We start from the raw sequence: 16453 nt of genomic DNA, 5'->3' as shown, positions 1-16453 counted from the left end.
GAATCGAACAGATACCATAACCGGTATCATGCCTTGCCGGTGATTATCGAGCGGATATCGTGGAGCTTGTTGAGCGCTGCCATCGGTGTAAGATTATTGATGTCGAGAGTGAGAATCTCATCGCGTATCTGCGACAGCACCGGGTCGTCAAGCTGGAAAAACGACAGTTGCATCCCTCCCTCTACAGCCGGAGACGTAATCTCCTTGCCGATATCGTCGCGCCGGTTGGACGCTTCGAGCAGATGGAGCACATGTGTGGCACGCTCGACTATCGACTTAGGCATGCCGGCCAGACGCGCCACATGGATGCCAAAGCTGTGCTCTGAGCCGCCGCGCTGGAGTTTACGCATAAACACCACTTTGCCGCCGATATCCTTTACCGACACATTATAGTTGGCTATGCGTGGATAGGATGCCTCCATGTCGTTGAGTTCATGATAATGTGTGGCGAAGAGAGTCTTGGGATGCATCCCGGCATGCTCATGAATATGCTCCACGATAGCCCAGGCTATCGATATTCCGTCGTAGGTGGAGGTTCCGCGGCCAAGTTCGTCAAACAATATCAGCGACCGTTCGCTCATGTTGTTTAGAATCGATGCAGCCTCGTTCATCTCCACCATAAATGTCGACTCGCCAAGGGATATGTTGTCGCTCGCTCCCACACGGGTAAACACCTTGTCGACAAGTCCTACGCGGGCGGATTCCGCCGCTACAAAACATCCGGTCTGCGCCATTATCACATTAAGCGCAGTCTGGCGCAGCAATGCCGACTTACCCGACATGTTGGGTCCGGTAATCATCATTATCTGCGTGGCGTCATTCGAAAGTGAGACACTGTTGGATATATACGGCTCGGAGGCAGGAAGCTGCTTCTCTATCACCGGGTGGCGCGCCTCGTTGAACTCTATCACAAGCGAATCGTCGACCACAGGCCTGTTGTAATGGTTCTCAAGAGCCACACGGGTGAACGCGGAAAGCACATCAAGCCTTGCCAGCATATGGGCGTCGAGCTGAATGGCAGGGATATACTCCGACACAGCGGACACAAGATCAGTGAAAATGCGTGTCTCTATTATGGCGATACGGTCCTGAGCGCCGAGTATCTTCTCCTCGTACTCCTTCAGCTCCTGGGTTATATAGCGCTCGGCGTTGACGAGTGTCTGCTTTCTTATCCACTCCTGCGGCACCTTTGCCTTATGAGTGTTTGTCACCTCGATATAATAGCCGAACACATTGTTGTATCCAATCTTAAGGCTCGGGATACCTGTGGCTTCTATCTCGCGCTGCTGCACCTTCATCAGGTAATCCTTCCCCTGATAGGCTATCTCACGAAGCTCGTCGAGCTCGGCATCGACGCCGGGACGCACCACTACCCCGCGGTTGAGAGCCGCGGGAGCGTCATCGACAATCTCCCGGGCGATACGGTCACGGATACATTCACAGGGGTTGAGTTGTTCGCCGATAGAGCGCAGTGCCGTAGTGGCCGACTGCATGCACATGGCTTTTATGGGAGCAACAGCACGCAATGCGTCGCGCAGCTGCACCAGCTCACGCGGCGACACTCTGCCTACCGCTACCTTTGAAATAACACGCTCCATGTCTCCCGCCTGCTCCAGCCCTTCTTTCAGCAGAGTACGCTCGTCGGGATAGCGCATGAATCCCTCCACCACATCCAGACGCGCATTGATAGCCTTCACGTCGGTAAGGGGGAATAGCAGCCAGCGACGCATCAGTCGTGCTCCCATAGGAGTGACTGTGCGGTCAAGAATCTGCAACAGGCTGCGCCCATCCTCGCACAAAGGCTCTACCAGCTCGAGATTGCGCACAGTAAATTTGTCAAGCCTGACATAAGTCCCCTCCTCTACACGGGTAAGTTTGGTTATATGTCCTGTCTGTGTATGATTGGTTATGTCGAGATAATGAAGTATGGCTCCGGCTGCCACGATAGAGGCGTGCATGCCGTGTACGCCGAATCCTTTCAACGATGATGTGGCAAACTGCTTAAGCAGACGGTCGCCTGCGGCATCATCAGTAAATATCCAGTCGTCAAGTTCGAAACTGAGCAACTTGCCTGAAAATTTCTCTTCAAGCAGACGTCGGTTGCCACGCTCGACCAGCACCTCCTTCGGAGAGAAATTATTGATTAGCTTGTCGACATAGTCGGCATCGCCCTCGGCAGCGAAGAACTCGCCGGTAGATATGTCAAGAAACGCCACTCCGATTGCAGCCGAACGTGTGAAATGTACGGCGGCTACAAAATTATTTTCCCTGTGATTGAGCACGGTATCGCTTACGGCCACACCGGGAGTCACCAGCTCTGTAATGCCTCGTTTTACAAGTTTCTTTGTGAGTTTCGGATCCTCAAGCTGCTCGCATATAGCGACACGCTTCCCTGCACGGACAAGTTTCGGCAGGTAGCTGTCAAGGGCATGGTGGGGAAATCCTGCAAGTTCCACATACTGAGCGCTACCGTTGGCTCGTCGCGTCAGCGTAATACCAAGAATCTCGGATGCAACGATTGCATCGTCGGAAAATGTCTCATAGAAGTCGCCGACACGGAAAAGCAGTATGGCATCGGGATGCTTGCCCTTCATCTCTACATACTGCCTCATAAGCGGCGTTTCCACTATCTTTTTAGCCATTTAATTTTCATCTGTTTGTTATGTAAAGTTACGATTTTAGCGCCGTACGTGCAAATTCAGGAAAAAAACTGTAAATTTGCCATTATGAAAATTTTTTCGTCATTAGAAAGCACAGTCTTGATGGGACTGTGTGTTACAGCCATACCGGGATGGGCGCAGAAAAGCGAAACGACGACTGCCGCCAAACCCAATATCATATATATAATGTGTGACGACATGGGGTATGGTGATTTGGGTTGCTATGGCCAGAAATACATCAGTACTCCGCATATCGACAATATGGCATCCGAAGGCATGCGCTTTACACAGGCTTATGCGGGAAGCCCGGTCAGCGCTCCATCGCGCGCTTCGTTTATGACCGGACAACACTCGGGACACTGTGAGGTAAGGGGCAATAAGGAATATTGGCGCGATGTGCCTATGATGAAATATGGCGACAACGATGAATACACCGTAGTAGGACAGCACCCATATGACCCCGGACATATCATCCTCCCTGAAATAATGAAAGATAACGGCTACACTACCGGCATGTTCGGCAAGTGGGCCGGAGGATACGAAGGCTCGGTGTCGACTCCCGACAAAAGGGGGATAGACGAATTCTACGGCTACATATGCCAGTTCCAGGCCCATCTGTACTATCCTAACTTCCTCAACCGCTACAATCCGGCCAAGGGTGACACAACAGTGGTGCGCGTAACGATGGAGGACAACATCCCCTACCCCATGTATGGCGATGATTATTTCAAGCGTACACAATACTCGGCCGATATGATACACCAAGAGGCGATGGACTGGCTTGACCGTCAGGAAGAGGGCCGACCATTCTTCGGCATTCTTACATATACACTACCGCATGCCGAACTGGCACAGCCCCGCGACTCCATACTCCTCGACTATCACCGACGGTTCTTCGAAGACAAGACCTGGGGAGGTCAGGAAGGCTCCCGATACAATCCGTCGGTACATACCCACGCACAGTTTGCAGGAATGATTACGCGCCTCGACCATTACGTAGGCGAAGTACTTGCAAAACTTAAAGAGAAGGGACTGGACGACAACACCCTGGTAATATTCACCAGCGATAACGGCCCCCATGAGGAGGGTGGTGCGGATCCTGAATTCTTCGGGCGCGACGGACAGTTGCGCGGACTCAAGCGCCAATGTTACGAAGGTGGCATACGTGTGCCCTTCATCGCGCGTTGGCCCGGGAAGATTCAGTCAGGAAGCGTTACCGACCATCAATGTGCGTTCTATGATATAATGCCTACATTTTGCGACCTCATCGGCGTAGACAATTATGCCGGAAAATATGCAAACAAAGAGAAGAGCACCGATTACTTCGACGGCATATCCTTCGCCCCTACACTGATGGGAACCGAAGGGCAGCAAGCTCATGAATTCCTGTACTGGGAATTTGACGAGACCGACCAGATAGGCCTCCGTATGGGCAACTGGAAGATGGTTGTAAAGAAGGGTGAACCTTATCTCTATGACCTTGCTACTGATATACATGAGGATAATGACGTGGCGGCACAGCACCCCGACATCGTAGCGCGCATGACAGATATAATACGTGCGCAGCATACTCCAAACCCTCATTTTTCCGTCACCATACCCTGACATTCCATCTGAGGACATGCACAATCCCGGACAGAATTCAAGATTGCATCCAAGATGCTTGTCTAAAGATTTCTCATTTCAACGATAATCACAAAAAAATAGCGCATTGTCTTGCAAATAATAAAATATTATATTAACTTTGCATCGCAAAAGCGCATCGGGGTATTAGCTCATCTGGCTAGAGCGCGACACTGGCAGTGTCGAGGTGAGCGGTTCGAGTCCGCTATACTCCACCAAAGGCGAATCGAAATTTCGATTCGCCTTTTTGTTATATAATTGTAAATAATTATATTTGCGTCGATGAAACTTATAGAGATGAACATAGACAAGATTATAGCTTTGTGTAAAAAATACAAGGTGGCCAAACTGTGGGTGTTCGGCTCTATACTAACTCCGCGCTTCAATGATGACAGCGACGTTGATTTCTCTGTCATTTTTCACTACGACCAAATTCAGGATTTGTTTGTAACTTTTTTTGATTTCGTCGAAGATCTCCAATTACTACTCGGGAGAAAGGTCGACTTGGTTGATGAAACAGCTATCAAAAACAAATATTTCCGCAAAGAACTTGACAACACAAAACACCTGATATATGGATGAGCAAATTCTCAAATCGCTGAATGATATACTTAAATCAGTGGAGAACATTGAATTATTCTGCTCATCACGACCAAAAGAGTTTAAGACATTCTGTGAGGACACCTGTTTCCGCAGCGCCGTGCAATGGGAAATTGCAATAATTGGAGAAGCGATGAACCGCATCTTGAAAATATCTCCAAATATCCAAATCACATCTGCCCGAAGAATTGTCAACACACGCAATTATCTCATCCACGGATACGACAGCTTAAGAGAAGACTTAATATGGGCAATTGTAATCAACCATTTGCCTTTATTAAAATCCGAGGTCACAAAACTCATCGAATCCTCTCAGGAAGTTCGATAATTTGGCGGCATACCACACCAAAAGCGAATTCAGAATAAAATCTGAGTTCGTTTTTTTCATTTTCAGCCACTCAACTCCATGCAAACCGATGCATGCAAAGGGGGAATCAGAGCCGATGTGACAAGAAGGGGATTCAGATTAGCGTACGGGATTCAGCATGGCGGCGAGACGCGCTACGCCTTGTGTGGCCGGAAGGGGTAGAACGGTAACACCAGCCGGCACCGATGCCGGATGCGGGTCGATATAGTATACCGGAGTGCCGGGACGCACATAATGGAGCAGACCTGCAGCAGGATATACATTGAGCGATGTGCCTATTACGACAAACACATCGGCCTCGCTCACAAGCTGTATGGCCGGCTCTATATTGGGCACGGCTTCCTGGAAAAACACGATATGAGGCCGCACACGGTGTCCGTCGATTACGGTATCGGGAGTAGTGTCGAGCGCCCCTGGATGAAGAGTGTACACCTTTGTCTCATCATCAATGGCACGCACTTTCATAAGCTCGCCATGAAGATGAAGCACATTCTTGCTGCCGGCACGCTCATGGAGGTCATCGACATTCTGAGTAATGACGTATACATCGTACCACTGTTCGAGATCAACCAGCCCGAGATGACCGGCATTGGGCTCGGCTTTCAGCAGATCGTGGCGCCGCTGATTGTAAAATTCATGTACGAGCGCAGGATTTGCGGCATAGCCGTCGGCACTTGCCACCTGCATCACGGGATATTTCTCCCAAAGGCCGCCTGCATCACGGAACGTGGAGATTCCACTCTCGGCGCTCATGCCGGCACCGGTGGATATGACAAGTTTAGGTTTCATGATAAGTAACTGTCGTGATTTATTTACCGAAATGTTGTAAATGCAGCCAAGGCCAACAAGGCCGATACTTTGTATCTATCGCGCTTGTCGGCCTCGACCGTGATTAATATAGGATAATCAGTGGCAACCACCGCAACTGCCGTCGTTGCAGCCGCACTCGCCGTCTTCATCGGAGCCGCATCCCGAGCAACCGCCGCAACCGCCATGAGCCGGATGCAGTTCTTCAGGAGTGGCCTCGCGCACCTCGGCGATAGTGCCACGGAAGCGCACGTCCTTGCCGGCAAGGGGATGGTTGAAGTCCATCACCACCTCTTTGTCTGTGATTTCAAGCACCTTTCCGTTGATACGGTATCCCTCGGCTGTCATCATCGGAATATAGTTGCCTACGGTCACGTATTCATCATCAAATTTTCCCTCGACTTCGAAAATCGACTTGTCGAGATGAGCCACCTGCTCGGGGTCGTGAGGGCCGAAGCCTTCGGCCGCGCTAACCTTAACATCAAATGCATCACCTTTCTTAAGACCTTCGATTGCCTTTTCAAGGGGAACGATTACACCCTTAGTAACTCCAAACACTATGCGCTCGGGGCTGTCGGGCTCTACCTTATGTACCAGTTCTTCACCGTCGGGTGTTACTACAGAGAGGTCGTATACCATCTCAACATATTTTCCGGGTTCGATTTTTTCCATAATTTTATATTGTTGAATATTGATTTAGAGGGTGATTGATAGTAAAACATTCATGTCCGGCATTTTGCTCATGCCACCGTGCCGAAAGCCGCCAGGAGCGACGAGGAGATAAGCATATAGATTACCATGCCTATAATATCGTTGGTGATGGAGATGAACGGGCCTGTCGCAAGGGCCGGATCTATTTTGAATTTCTCGAGGGTCAGAGGCACGAATGTGCCGAATACGGAGGCGAACACCACTACTGCAAAGAGCGACAGCGACACCGCTATGGTAGTCACTTGCGTAGGACCAAGCGCAAATACATTGTAGACAAATACCAGCAGCGATATGATGCTGGCATTGAGAAGGCCTACGCCCAACTCCTTGAATATCTGTTTAGCCGACGATTTCACATCGAGAGAGCCATTGGCAAGGCCCTGTACGATGATAGCCGACGACTGTATACCCACATTTCCGCCTGTACCGCCTATAAGGGGGATAAACAGGGCCATGGCCGGATTGACCGCAAACGCGCCTTCAAAATTACCGAGAATCAGCGAGTTGCCTATACCACCCAATATGCCGATGAGAAGCCACGGCAGGCGCGCCTTGGTCTGGGTAAACAGAGTGTCGTCGCTCTCCACGTCGCCCGACAGACCCGATGCCAGCTGATAGTCACGCTCGCTCTGCTCGCGCGCCTCATCCATAACATCGTCGACGGTAATCTGCCCTACCAGACGCCCTATCGAATCCACCACAGGCATGGCCACGAGGTCATACTTCTCGAAGTCGAGGGTCAGGTCGTCAATCGGAGTATCGGTCTTAACTGCCACAGGGTCGGTCTCCATCACATGCTTTATCTTGCTTACTGACGGATGGGTAAGCATCTTTTTCAGAGGGAGCACTCCGAGCAGACGGTAATCATTGTCGACAACGTACACATAATATATGTCGTCGAGATTCTCGGCCTGACGACGCATCTCCTGGATGCATTGGGGCATCGACCAGTTCTCGTTGACCACAATCATCTCGGTGCCCATAAGGCCGCCGGCGGTGTCCTCGTCATATTTAAGCAGGTCAATGATGTCGCCGGCCTGCTCCACGTCGTCTATATGGGCCAGAATCTCGTCGCGGTCCTCCTCGTCGAGTTCCTGTATGATGTCGACGGCATCGTCAGTGTCGAGGTGCACTACCTGCCGGGCGATATCTTCGGTCGACATCGCGCTAAGCAGTTTGTGACGGTCATCCTCGTCAAGCTCCATCAGCACATCGGCCGCAGTCTCGTCGTCGAGCAGCCGATAGAGGAATTCCGCCTCTTCAAGGTCAAGGTCCTGATACAGCTCGGCGATATCGGCCGGATGGAGGTCGGCTATTGCCTTGCGTGCCTCCTCCTCGTCGTGCCGCTCTATTATAGCCTTAAGGCTGTCCAGATATTCGGAAGAATGTTCTTTCATCAAAGTTCGTTTATAGAGCCGGATACAGCGCTTCTTACACCGGATGCAAGATTGGTCAACTCGACAAAATCGGCCACCGACAATTGCTCGGGACGTTTTGCCCAAAGCGGAGATTCTGGCAGAGGCGCTCCCGCTGGCAACAGGCCGCGTATGGAGTTGCGCAGAGTCTTGCGGCGCTGGCCGAATGTGGTCTTGACGATAGTGCGAAACAGACGCTCGTCGCAGCCGAGATCGGTCACATCGTTGCGTGTCATTATTATCACACCCGACTTTACCTTTGGCGGGGGGTTAAACACATGCTCGTCAACAGTAAACAGATACTTCACATCGTACCACGCCTGGAGCAACACACTCAGTATGCCGCGCGCTTTAGTACCCGGGGCCGCTGCAAGACGCTCGGCCACCTCTCGCTGAAGCATACCGCTACAGCAGGGTATCATATCCTTGTAGTCAAGCACCTTGAAGAATATCTGCGACGATATATTATAGGGATAATTGCCAATAACACAGAAAGGCTTATACCCCATTTTGTCAGCCAGATCCATCTGCAGGAAATCGCCGTCGATTATGCGTTCGCCCTGCAACTGAGGAAAGTTCTCGCGCAGGTAATCTATGCTCTCGCCGTCGATTTCGACAACCGTCACATCATGGCCGTCGGCAATCAGATACTTGGTGAGCATACCCATGCCCGGCCCTACTTCTATGACCGGAGTGCCTACATACCCCGACAGGGTGTCGGCGATACGCCTCGACACACTCTCGTCGGTAAGGAAGTGCTGTCCCAAAGCCTTTTTGGGCCGTACTTTGCCGTTGTTTGCCATGCGAAAAGCAGTTTATTAATATTCAAACAACAAATTTACCATCTTTTCTCAAATAACAGGCAAATACTTCGGTTTTAATTCATGAAGATTGAAAGCATATTCCATATTTTTCATGAATAAATTACATAGAGCTGTATAAAATAACCTCCGATTCACTTGTGTGACAGATATAATTTACGTATCTTTGAATAATAAGAAACGGCATAAAAATGCAGGAAAATCCGAAAGAATCCTCCGACGTCCAATTGCTTGAGCGAGTGCATAAGGGCGATTCCGGTGCGCTCGGCCTTCTCTATATACGCTATTCTGCAAGAGTCTACGACTTAGCATTGCATTTTTCAGGAAATGAAAAAGAAGCCGAAGATATCACCCAGAATGTATTCTCCCGTCTGTGGGAGCGGCGTGAGCTGCTGACAAACATATGCTCGCTGAAGGCATATCTGTTCCGAATGACACGGAACGAGATTCTCACACTGTTCCGCCACCGCAAAGTCGAGCGTGGCTATGCCCGGCAACAGATGGAAAAAGAGCCTCAGCATGCTCCCGACAGCTCGATGAAAGTAACTACCACAGAACTGGTAGAAATGATTGACATTGCCATCGAACGCATGCCGGAATTACGCAAGCGCATATTCATGATGAGCCGATACGACGAAATGACATATGCAGAGATAGCCCGACATCTCGACATAAGTCCGCGCACAGTCCAGTACCACATCGGCAAAGCATTGAACGAGTTACGGAAACTCATGGATGTGATGGTTCTGTTTGTATGACATAAAGTATCCAATAACAAATGCCCGGCTGAAATCAGCCGGGCATTTGTTATTGGATAAAAATAGAGTCTGCCGTCAGTTTTCAACAATTTTAAAATTGTCGACAAAGAGGCGTGAGTTCTTGGAATTACTGTTTTGATATGCGTTGTCGACAGAACCCGTACCGGTTACGAATACTACCCGTGACTCAGAGGTAAAGCCTTCTACATTGATTGAAAACAGCGAGGTGGCAGAGGTCCACACTTCCGTTCCGGTAGGATCGTTTACAGGGTCAAACCATGCGCCGGCACCAAGTTCAAACCGGACCGCATTGAGCATGACTGACTCTCCGTCGCTATCTTTGTAGATAAACGTGGCGCCTGAAGTCCCGTTTGAGCTGGTGCCTGTGATATTGCCAGGGCCAAGTATTCCTACAAAATAATAGTCAATATCATCGTGCACGTTTTTGGCTGTGACATATCCGAGGGCGTTCCATGAAATAGTGACATCGGCCGACCCGCTGATTTCAGATATGTACGGCGACGCAACATCCCCTCCGTAGCCACCCTTGCCAAACTTTATGAAACCGGTGCGCGAGTAGAGCCATGTCGACAGCGATGTCCAGCCATGACCTTTCTCTTCGGCGCTCCACTGGTCTATGCGCACCTCCTTCTTTCCTGTTGCAATTTTCCATCCAAGTACCCCGGCTTCGCTTTTCAGCCAGCTGAAATCGTCGAAGAATGTGGCATACAACTGAGTAAGGGATATGACCCGGTTCACAGAGCTGTTGTCACCAGTACCGCGCAAAATCAATGCGGCCGATATGTCGGCACCGGTCTCATTTACACCTATAGCCTTGACTGTCAATGAAGCCATGTCGGATGAGGTAGCCACAAACCGCGAAGCATCTTCGCCATCAATGTTGTATTCCCAGTCGACATTAGTGTCGACTATCACACTAAGTTCACCGCCTATTCGTTTGAATGTCAGCGCAGATGTACTGATATTAAGAAACGGCTGTGCCGGAGCCTGGGTTATAGTCAAAGTCTCTTCCTGTGGGATGCCGTTGACACTTATCATGTATTCTGCCGTACGCTCCGAGGCGCGAGTGTTTTCGTCGGCATACAGGCGCAGCCATCCGTCATCATCACCCTCCATGGGATATATCTTCATCCATCCCGTATCGTCGCCTACCGGCTCGATTGTCCAGTGACCGTTGGCACGGATTATTACTTTCTTACCATTTCCATAAGATGTCGGATCGATACCTTTAGACGGAATAAGATAGTCGGACGACAACTCGATATTGTAATAAAGGCTGTCGGCGGATATGGCATCATCACTGTCACATGAGGTAATGCAGATACCTGACAGAATCACGGCAATATATATATGTCGTATGAAATTTCTCGTGTTCATGTAGATATATAGGTTGATATATTATGGCATGATTAATTTATGGCATTGTCGGGCCGCACCTCTCGGAAGGTGCCGTTGATTGCCTTGTAGCTCCACCATACCGGGGTGAGCATATTGTTTACGCCTCCCATGTTGCTGAGCGCGGCGTTTACGTTGTCGGGATTAGAACCCACCGATTCCGATGGGTAGCCCATACGCTGAGGCAGATGCCAGTCGTTGTACAAGGCCCCTCGGCCTATCGTGAGTTCGGGCCATGACGTGCGTCGCAACTCATGATATGCTTCCAGCCCTACCCAAAACAGCGACAGATACTTCTGTTCGGCAATCAGACGTTCCTTGTCGGTATGGCTGTCCCATCCGGCCAGTCTTCCTGCCAGCAGTTTTGCTATTGCATTATCGTCTATTGGCGCCTTGACATCTGAATACCGCTCGAGTTCGGCCCATTTCTGACACGACGCTTTTACGGCCGACTCATAATATACTCGTGCCTGGGCTTCGCCTCCGTCAATCCATCCTTTAAGGGCCGCCTCAGCCATAATGAACCGAATCTCGCTGTAGTCCATCAAAAAGTTAGGGGCATCGTCACGTACAAGTACTTTATAGTTGAGCAATGCGCAGTCTTTTACATCTACTTGTTGGTCGGCAAGTTCACAGCCGGCAGTCGCACCTTTCCAGTCGTCACCGTCGCGCTCGGCCCATGTAGTAAGCCGCGGATCCTGCTCTGAATCTGCGCCATCGGCTATAGTAGTCATTGCAATAAACTGTTTTGCTATCTTGTATGCGCTGCTTGTAAAATTCATCTTAGTCATATCGGCCGGTCGAAATCGGCCAAAGTACGGGTCTACTCCGGTGTTGTGAATAGTGGCATTCTCAGTGTTTGATGCAATCAGAGGGTATTTTGAAGAGTCCTTGAGCATAGCTGCAATCTTTTCTCCCGCCTTCATCTCCGGGCGCCCGCTCACACGGCAGAGCAGACGCAGATATAGCGAATTATTGAATTTCCGCCACAGCTTCATATCGCCTCCATACATTATGTCGAGAGAGGCACGCTCAAATGTAGGTTGTTGCGCATAGAGTTCATTGGCAGTCTCAAGCTCGGCAAACATCTGCTCGTACACCTCTTTCTGAGTGTCAAAGCGCGGTCGGTCGATGCCCTCGCGCTGTCGGTATGCCTCGCTGTATGGTATATCGCCGAACAGGTCGGTAAGATTGCTTAGCGCGTACACTTTCAGAGTGAGGGCCACGGCCTGGCAGCCCTTGTCGCCAAATTTCACTCCGAGTTCATACATATGAGTGGCATTAAGACCTTTGCCGGCATAATTGTTCCAAAGCGAGCCCCATTGTATATCGGTAATTTTATATCGGTGGCGCTCTTGAGCCGTCAGCGACGATACCGTAAACTGAGCAAGTTCGTCGGTCCAGTAGTAGGCATAGTAGGTCTGCTGATTGGCCATTCCATAAAGTAACGGCTCAAACATGCCGTAAGGCTGAAGGTCGCCAACCTGCATTTTGTTGGGGTCTGTATTAATCTCCTCGAAGCCGTGGGTGCATCCTGCAATCGACGCCACAAGCATGGCCAGCCCACAATATAGTATTCCTGATAGTATCTTCATGATTGACAATACGGGATTAGAATGAAAGTTTGAGATTAAATCCGTAAGTACGGGTCATCGGCATAGCTCCGATTTCTATGCCGCTGTAAATGTTGGTTCCGACTATATTGCCGGCTTCCGGGTCAAACTGCGGAAAGTCGCTTATACAAAACACATTGGTAGCATATGCGCCTATAGCAGCTCCCTGCAGCACCTTAAGTTTGCGACACACCTTGCGCGGCAAGGTATAATCAAGGCGCATCTCCTTCAGTTTGAGAAAGTCGGTTTTAAACACATTCTCCTCGGCATTATCACGGGCAAAATATGTAGTATAATATTTGTTGATCTGTTCGGTAGGCGTACGGTTGAGTTTGTACACCGTGTTGCCTTCGGCATCGGTGCTTACGTTGACTCCCTCGACCACAAGACCGTCGTTACGCCCCGGAAGAGAATTTTCAAGTTTGCCCTGGTAGGCAAGTATGGCGTTGGTAAATGAATAGGCATGCCCACCCATCTGAGCCGTGAAGTTAAGCCCTAGGGTACAGTCGCGGTAGCGCAGTGTGGTACCGAGTCCGCCGCGCCATGTCGGATTTACTTTGCCAAGACGTATGTTGTCAGTTGTCATTACTGGATAACCGGTACTTTCGGTGATAATCTTCATGCCGGCGCAGTTTACAGTGTTGCCGTCAGCATCGACGTATGTAGCGCCTTCCGGAGCGCGTTCGTAGCCGCGTCCGTATATTATGTTCATTTCCTCCCCGATGTACGACAGTATTCTGCCATAGTTGCCTATGAGATTCTTTGTCTGTTCATACGGCGTGCGTATGTCCCAACCATCTTCAAGACTTACAAGTTTGTTCCAGTTGCGGCTCCAGTTTATATCGATGCTCCATGTAAAATCGCGGCTGCGCACCGGCACTGCATGGAGAGCGATTTCGATACCACGGTTACGTATCTCTCCGGCATTGATTTTCTTGCTTGACGCTCCTGTCATAAGGTCGGTCACAGCATTGACAATCTGATTTGTTGTTGAAGAATTATAGAACGCGACATCAAATCCGAAACGATTCATGAAAAACATTGTCTCGATACCGCCCTCCCAGCTTTCCACATTCTCAGGCTTGATATAGTAATTGGAGCAGTTGGTAGGATAAGTATAGCCCCCGGGATAGGTGGAAGAAGCCGTGTATGCGTCGGTAAGGGAGTATGGCGAAGTATCATTGCCTACGTTAGCCCATGATGCTCGCAGTTTGAGCATGTTGACTTGCGGAGCTACATCCTGTAGATTTAGTGTCTTGTCAAGCAATACGCTTGCGCTGACACTCGGGTAGAAAAACGACCAGTTACCTCTCCCGAGCGTCGACGACCAGTCGTTGCGGGCCGTAAGATCGAGAAAGTAAGTATCGTCCCACGACGCTGATATAAATCCATAGAAGCTATTGACAACCTTTTTGCTACGCCATTGGTAAGGACGCGATGTCTCGCCTGTGGGAGTATTGCTTGAATTATACACCCCCGGCTCTCCAAGTTTGTCGAGAGTAATCTGCGAACGGTATACACTGCGGCTCATGTTATTTCCGCCGAATGCGGCGTTGAATGCAAGGCGCGTGCCAACCATGCGGTTGTTGACATATTTGAGCAGAAAATCAATATTTGTCTCTTCATCTCGATTGTTCTGTTCGCGGTAGAATCCCGATTTATACCCGGGAGTATAAAACGGTTTCTGCTGCTGACGGAAGTCGGCTGATATGTCTGTACCGCCACGCAAATCAAGAGTCAGGCCTTTTACCGGGAATGATAATTGTAAGGTTCATTGCGCCGTATACACGGCTTTTGTTGATGGAATTGGTCGCCTCGTAAAGCTGATGATATGGGTTGCCCGGCTGAGAGTTTCCCAGCGAATTGACCATACCAAGCCCATCCTTGCAGCCTCCGTTGTAATTGGCCGAGTTGACACGCCCGCTGAAATACTCGTCTTTATACAATCTCATCGAGTTGGATGTCAGTCCCCACACAATATAATATGTAGGCGACGATGTGGAATATCCTGTAACGGGCGTATTGTCACTGGTCTTGTGAAGATAATTCACTTTTGCGTTGAACTTCACCCATTTACCCATCTTTGTCGAGAACGATGCCGACACAGTCTGGTTCTGATAGCCGGTATTTGGCATAATCCATGAGTTGCGTGTGTCGGTTATCAACACACGTGCCGACGTGCCTTTACCATTATTGGAAGTCAGGGTTACGTTGTTCTTATATGTCGTGCCGGTCTCGTAGATACCGCTGTACCAGTCATCGGCATATTCAAACGGAGTCAGTGTATATTCCCCCGTCAGCCAATTGTATGAGTTGAACTGGTTGCGTAGCTTGCCGTAGCCGAAAGCCTCGCCATATGAGTATCGGGAAGCATTACGCCCGCTCTCGAAACCCTCGGGAGCTTCTGTCTTACTGAAGTTCCATGCAGCAAACGGCTTGTATCCATTGTCATTGCCCGGACCATATACTTTCTGGAACTTCGGAAATCTCATGGCCTTTTCAAATGTCACCGACGAATTTACGGTGACACCAACACCCTTTGTATCGCGTCCGCTTTTAGTGGTTATCACTATGGCTCCGTTGGCCGCGCGCGACCCATATAGAGCGGTAGCGGCCGGACCCTTGAGTACAGACACCGACTCTACATCCTCGGGATTTATTTCCGACGCACCGTTGCCGAAGTCTACTGTCGCGTCGGTATTGCTCATACCGCCGCTTCCTGTACCGACGTCGCCCGACGAGACAGGTACACCGTCTACTACAAACAGGGCCTCGTTAGAGCCATAGTTGAGCGACTGGTCACCACGCAACACCACACGCATCGAGCCGGTCGGGCCAGAGGCGCCGCCAACCGTACTGAGTCCTGCGACTTTGCCGTTGAGATTATTTAGCCAGTTGCCGCTGACGCTATTGTTGAGCTCATCGGAGCTCACCTTTGACACGGCATATCCAAGGGATTTCTGCTCGCGGGTTATACCGAGCGCTGTCACTACTACCTCATCAAGATTGATACCCGACCCTTTCAGCTTGATTTTCATTGGTTTTCCAACTATTGCCTTTACTTCAGAAGGAGTGTAGCCTATATAGCTGACCCTGATTGTAGGCTCTGAACCGCCGACATTAATTGTAAAGTGACCGTCGATGTCGGTAGTAACCGCATTCGATGTGTTGCGCTGCATGACAGTAGCGCCGATTACAGGCTCTCCGTTTTCATCATAGACTGTGCCGGTGACAGTCTGCCGCATATTTTCTTTTTCCTTCTTATTATCTTTATTCTTCTTTCTTGGCGAAAGCAATATTTTCTTGTCTTCGGTTCGTACAGATACTTCAGGCATTACCTCGGCAATAATGGCCTCGACCGACATGTCGACTGCATTGACCGATACACGCCTGTCGAGTGGAATCTGAGAGTTGGCATATGCAAAGGTATAGCCGCTCTGAGCCTCAATCTGCTTCAGCAGTTCTTTGACTGTGACATCTTTTACGCTTACACTTATGCCGGCCGGCTGCGCCGACAGACTTAACGTGGCAATTGAGCATAGAAGCATCACCCAAAGCATCCGCCGTGAAATACTTTTAATTGTGAAGTGTGATGGCATGATAGATTTAGTGAAGAATTTAATAGATTGGTAGATTTATATTGCAGTTGCGCAAACTGGATA

The 16453-nt window shown here is 49.9% G+C and carries 13 protein-coding genes and 1 tRNA gene; 5 read left to right on the top strand and 9 right to left on the bottom strand.

The annotated features are described in order from the left end of the window. Positions 1 to 26 precede the first annotated feature (26 nt). Positions 27 to 2642, bottom strand: a complete 2616-nt coding sequence (mutS, locus tag ADH68_RS06555; RefSeq protein WP_068961502.1) for a DNA mismatch repair protein MutS — start codon at positions 2640 to 2642, stop codon at positions 27 to 29. A gap of 120 nt (positions 2643 to 2762) precedes the next feature. Between mutS and ADH68_RS06550 the strand changes: the two genes are divergently transcribed. The 4 genes from ADH68_RS06550 to ADH68_RS06535 all read left to right on the top strand — a co-directional run bounded on the left by ADH68_RS06550 (position 2763) and on the right by ADH68_RS06535 (position 5211). Then, the gene (locus ADH68_RS06550; RefSeq protein ID WP_068961503.1) at positions 2763 to 4265 is read left to right on the top strand and encodes an arylsulfatase; all 1503 of its coding nucleotides are present in this window, start codon (positions 2763 to 2765) and stop codon (positions 4263 to 4265) included. Between the two features lie 159 nt (positions 4266 to 4424). Then, positions 4425 to 4501: transfer RNA gene (locus ADH68_RS06545), tRNA-Ala, on the top strand. Between the two features lie 64 nt (positions 4502 to 4565). Further along, positions 4566 to 4865, top strand: a complete 300-nt coding sequence (locus ADH68_RS06540) for a nucleotidyltransferase family protein (protein WP_068961504.1) — start codon at positions 4566 to 4568, stop codon at positions 4863 to 4865. After that, positions 4858 to 5211, top strand: coding sequence for a HepT-like ribonuclease domain-containing protein (locus ADH68_RS06535; RefSeq protein ID WP_068961505.1), 354 nt, complete (start codon positions 4858 to 4860; stop codon positions 5209 to 5211). Before ADH68_RS06540 ends, ADH68_RS06535 begins: the two co-directional genes overlap by 8 nt. Positions 5212 to 5349: 138 nt before the next feature. Here the strand turns inward: ADH68_RS06535 and ADH68_RS06530 are convergent, their stop codons facing one another. The 4 genes from ADH68_RS06530 to rsmA all read right to left on the bottom strand — a co-directional run bounded on the left by ADH68_RS06530 (position 5350) and on the right by rsmA (position 8986). Beyond that, positions 5350 to 6039, bottom strand: a complete 690-nt coding sequence (locus ADH68_RS06530) for an SIR2 family NAD-dependent protein deacylase (RefSeq protein WP_068961506.1) — start codon at positions 6037 to 6039, stop codon at positions 5350 to 5352. Between the two features lie 117 nt (positions 6040 to 6156). After that, positions 6157 to 6729 (bottom strand): FKBP-type peptidyl-prolyl cis-trans isomerase, encoded by a 573-nt coding sequence (locus tag ADH68_RS06525; RefSeq protein ID WP_068961507.1) that lies wholly within the window; start codon positions 6727 to 6729, stop codon positions 6157 to 6159. Positions 6730 to 6797: 68 nt separating this feature from the next. Next, the gene (mgtE, locus tag ADH68_RS06520) at positions 6798 to 8165 is read right to left on the bottom strand and encodes a magnesium transporter (RefSeq protein ID WP_068961508.1); all 1368 of its coding nucleotides are present in this window, start codon (positions 8163 to 8165) and stop codon (positions 6798 to 6800) included. Further along, the gene (rsmA, locus tag ADH68_RS06515) at positions 8165 to 8986 is read right to left on the bottom strand and encodes a 16S rRNA (adenine(1518)-N(6)/adenine(1519)-N(6))-dimethyltransferase RsmA (RefSeq protein ID WP_068961509.1); all 822 of its coding nucleotides are present in this window, start codon (positions 8984 to 8986) and stop codon (positions 8165 to 8167) included. The genes mgtE and rsmA overlap by 1 nt, the downstream gene beginning before the upstream one ends. 209 nt (positions 8987 to 9195) lie before the next feature. On the opposite strand from rsmA, the gene ADH68_RS06510 reads away from it, so the two are divergent. Continuing rightward, complete coding sequence (locus ADH68_RS06510) at positions 9196 to 9762, top strand: RNA polymerase sigma-70 factor (protein ID WP_068961510.1); 567 nt, start codon at positions 9196 to 9198, stop codon at positions 9760 to 9762. 75 nt (positions 9763 to 9837) lie between these two features. On the opposite strand, the gene ADH68_RS06505 is transcribed toward ADH68_RS06510, so the two are convergent. Genes ADH68_RS06505 through ADH68_RS06490 form a run of 4 tightly spaced genes read right to left on the bottom strand, consistent with a single transcriptional unit; the run spans position 9838 to position 16390 of the window. After that, positions 9838 to 11160 carry a BACON domain-containing protein gene (locus ADH68_RS06505; RefSeq protein ID WP_068961511.1) on the bottom strand — a complete coding sequence of 441 codons (1323 nt, stop codon included), beginning with the start codon at positions 11158 to 11160 and terminating at the stop codon, positions 9838 to 9840. 32 nt (positions 11161 to 11192) lie between these two features. Next, entirely contained in the window at positions 11193 to 12773 is a 1581-nt protein-coding gene (locus ADH68_RS06500; protein ID WP_084274110.1) for a SusD/RagB family nutrient-binding outer membrane lipoprotein, read from the bottom strand. Positions 12774 to 12789: 16 nt separating this feature from the next. Continuing rightward, positions 12790 to 14520, bottom strand: a complete 1731-nt coding sequence (locus tag ADH68_RS06495) for a SusC/RagA family TonB-linked outer membrane protein (protein ID WP_084274111.1) — start codon at positions 14518 to 14520, stop codon at positions 12790 to 12792. Between the two features lies 1 nt (position 14521). Continuing rightward, the gene (locus ADH68_RS06490; RefSeq protein WP_084274112.1) at positions 14522 to 16390 is read right to left on the bottom strand and encodes a carboxypeptidase-like regulatory domain-containing protein; all 1869 of its coding nucleotides are present in this window, start codon (positions 16388 to 16390) and stop codon (positions 14522 to 14524) included. Positions 16391 to 16453: the final 63 nt, after the last annotated feature.

Source organism: Muribaculum intestinale, assembly GCF_002201515.1.
GTDB lineage: Bacteria > Bacteroidota > Bacteroidia > Bacteroidales > Muribaculaceae > Muribaculum > Muribaculum intestinale.
This window is presented reverse-complemented; position numbering and strand designations above follow the sequence as displayed.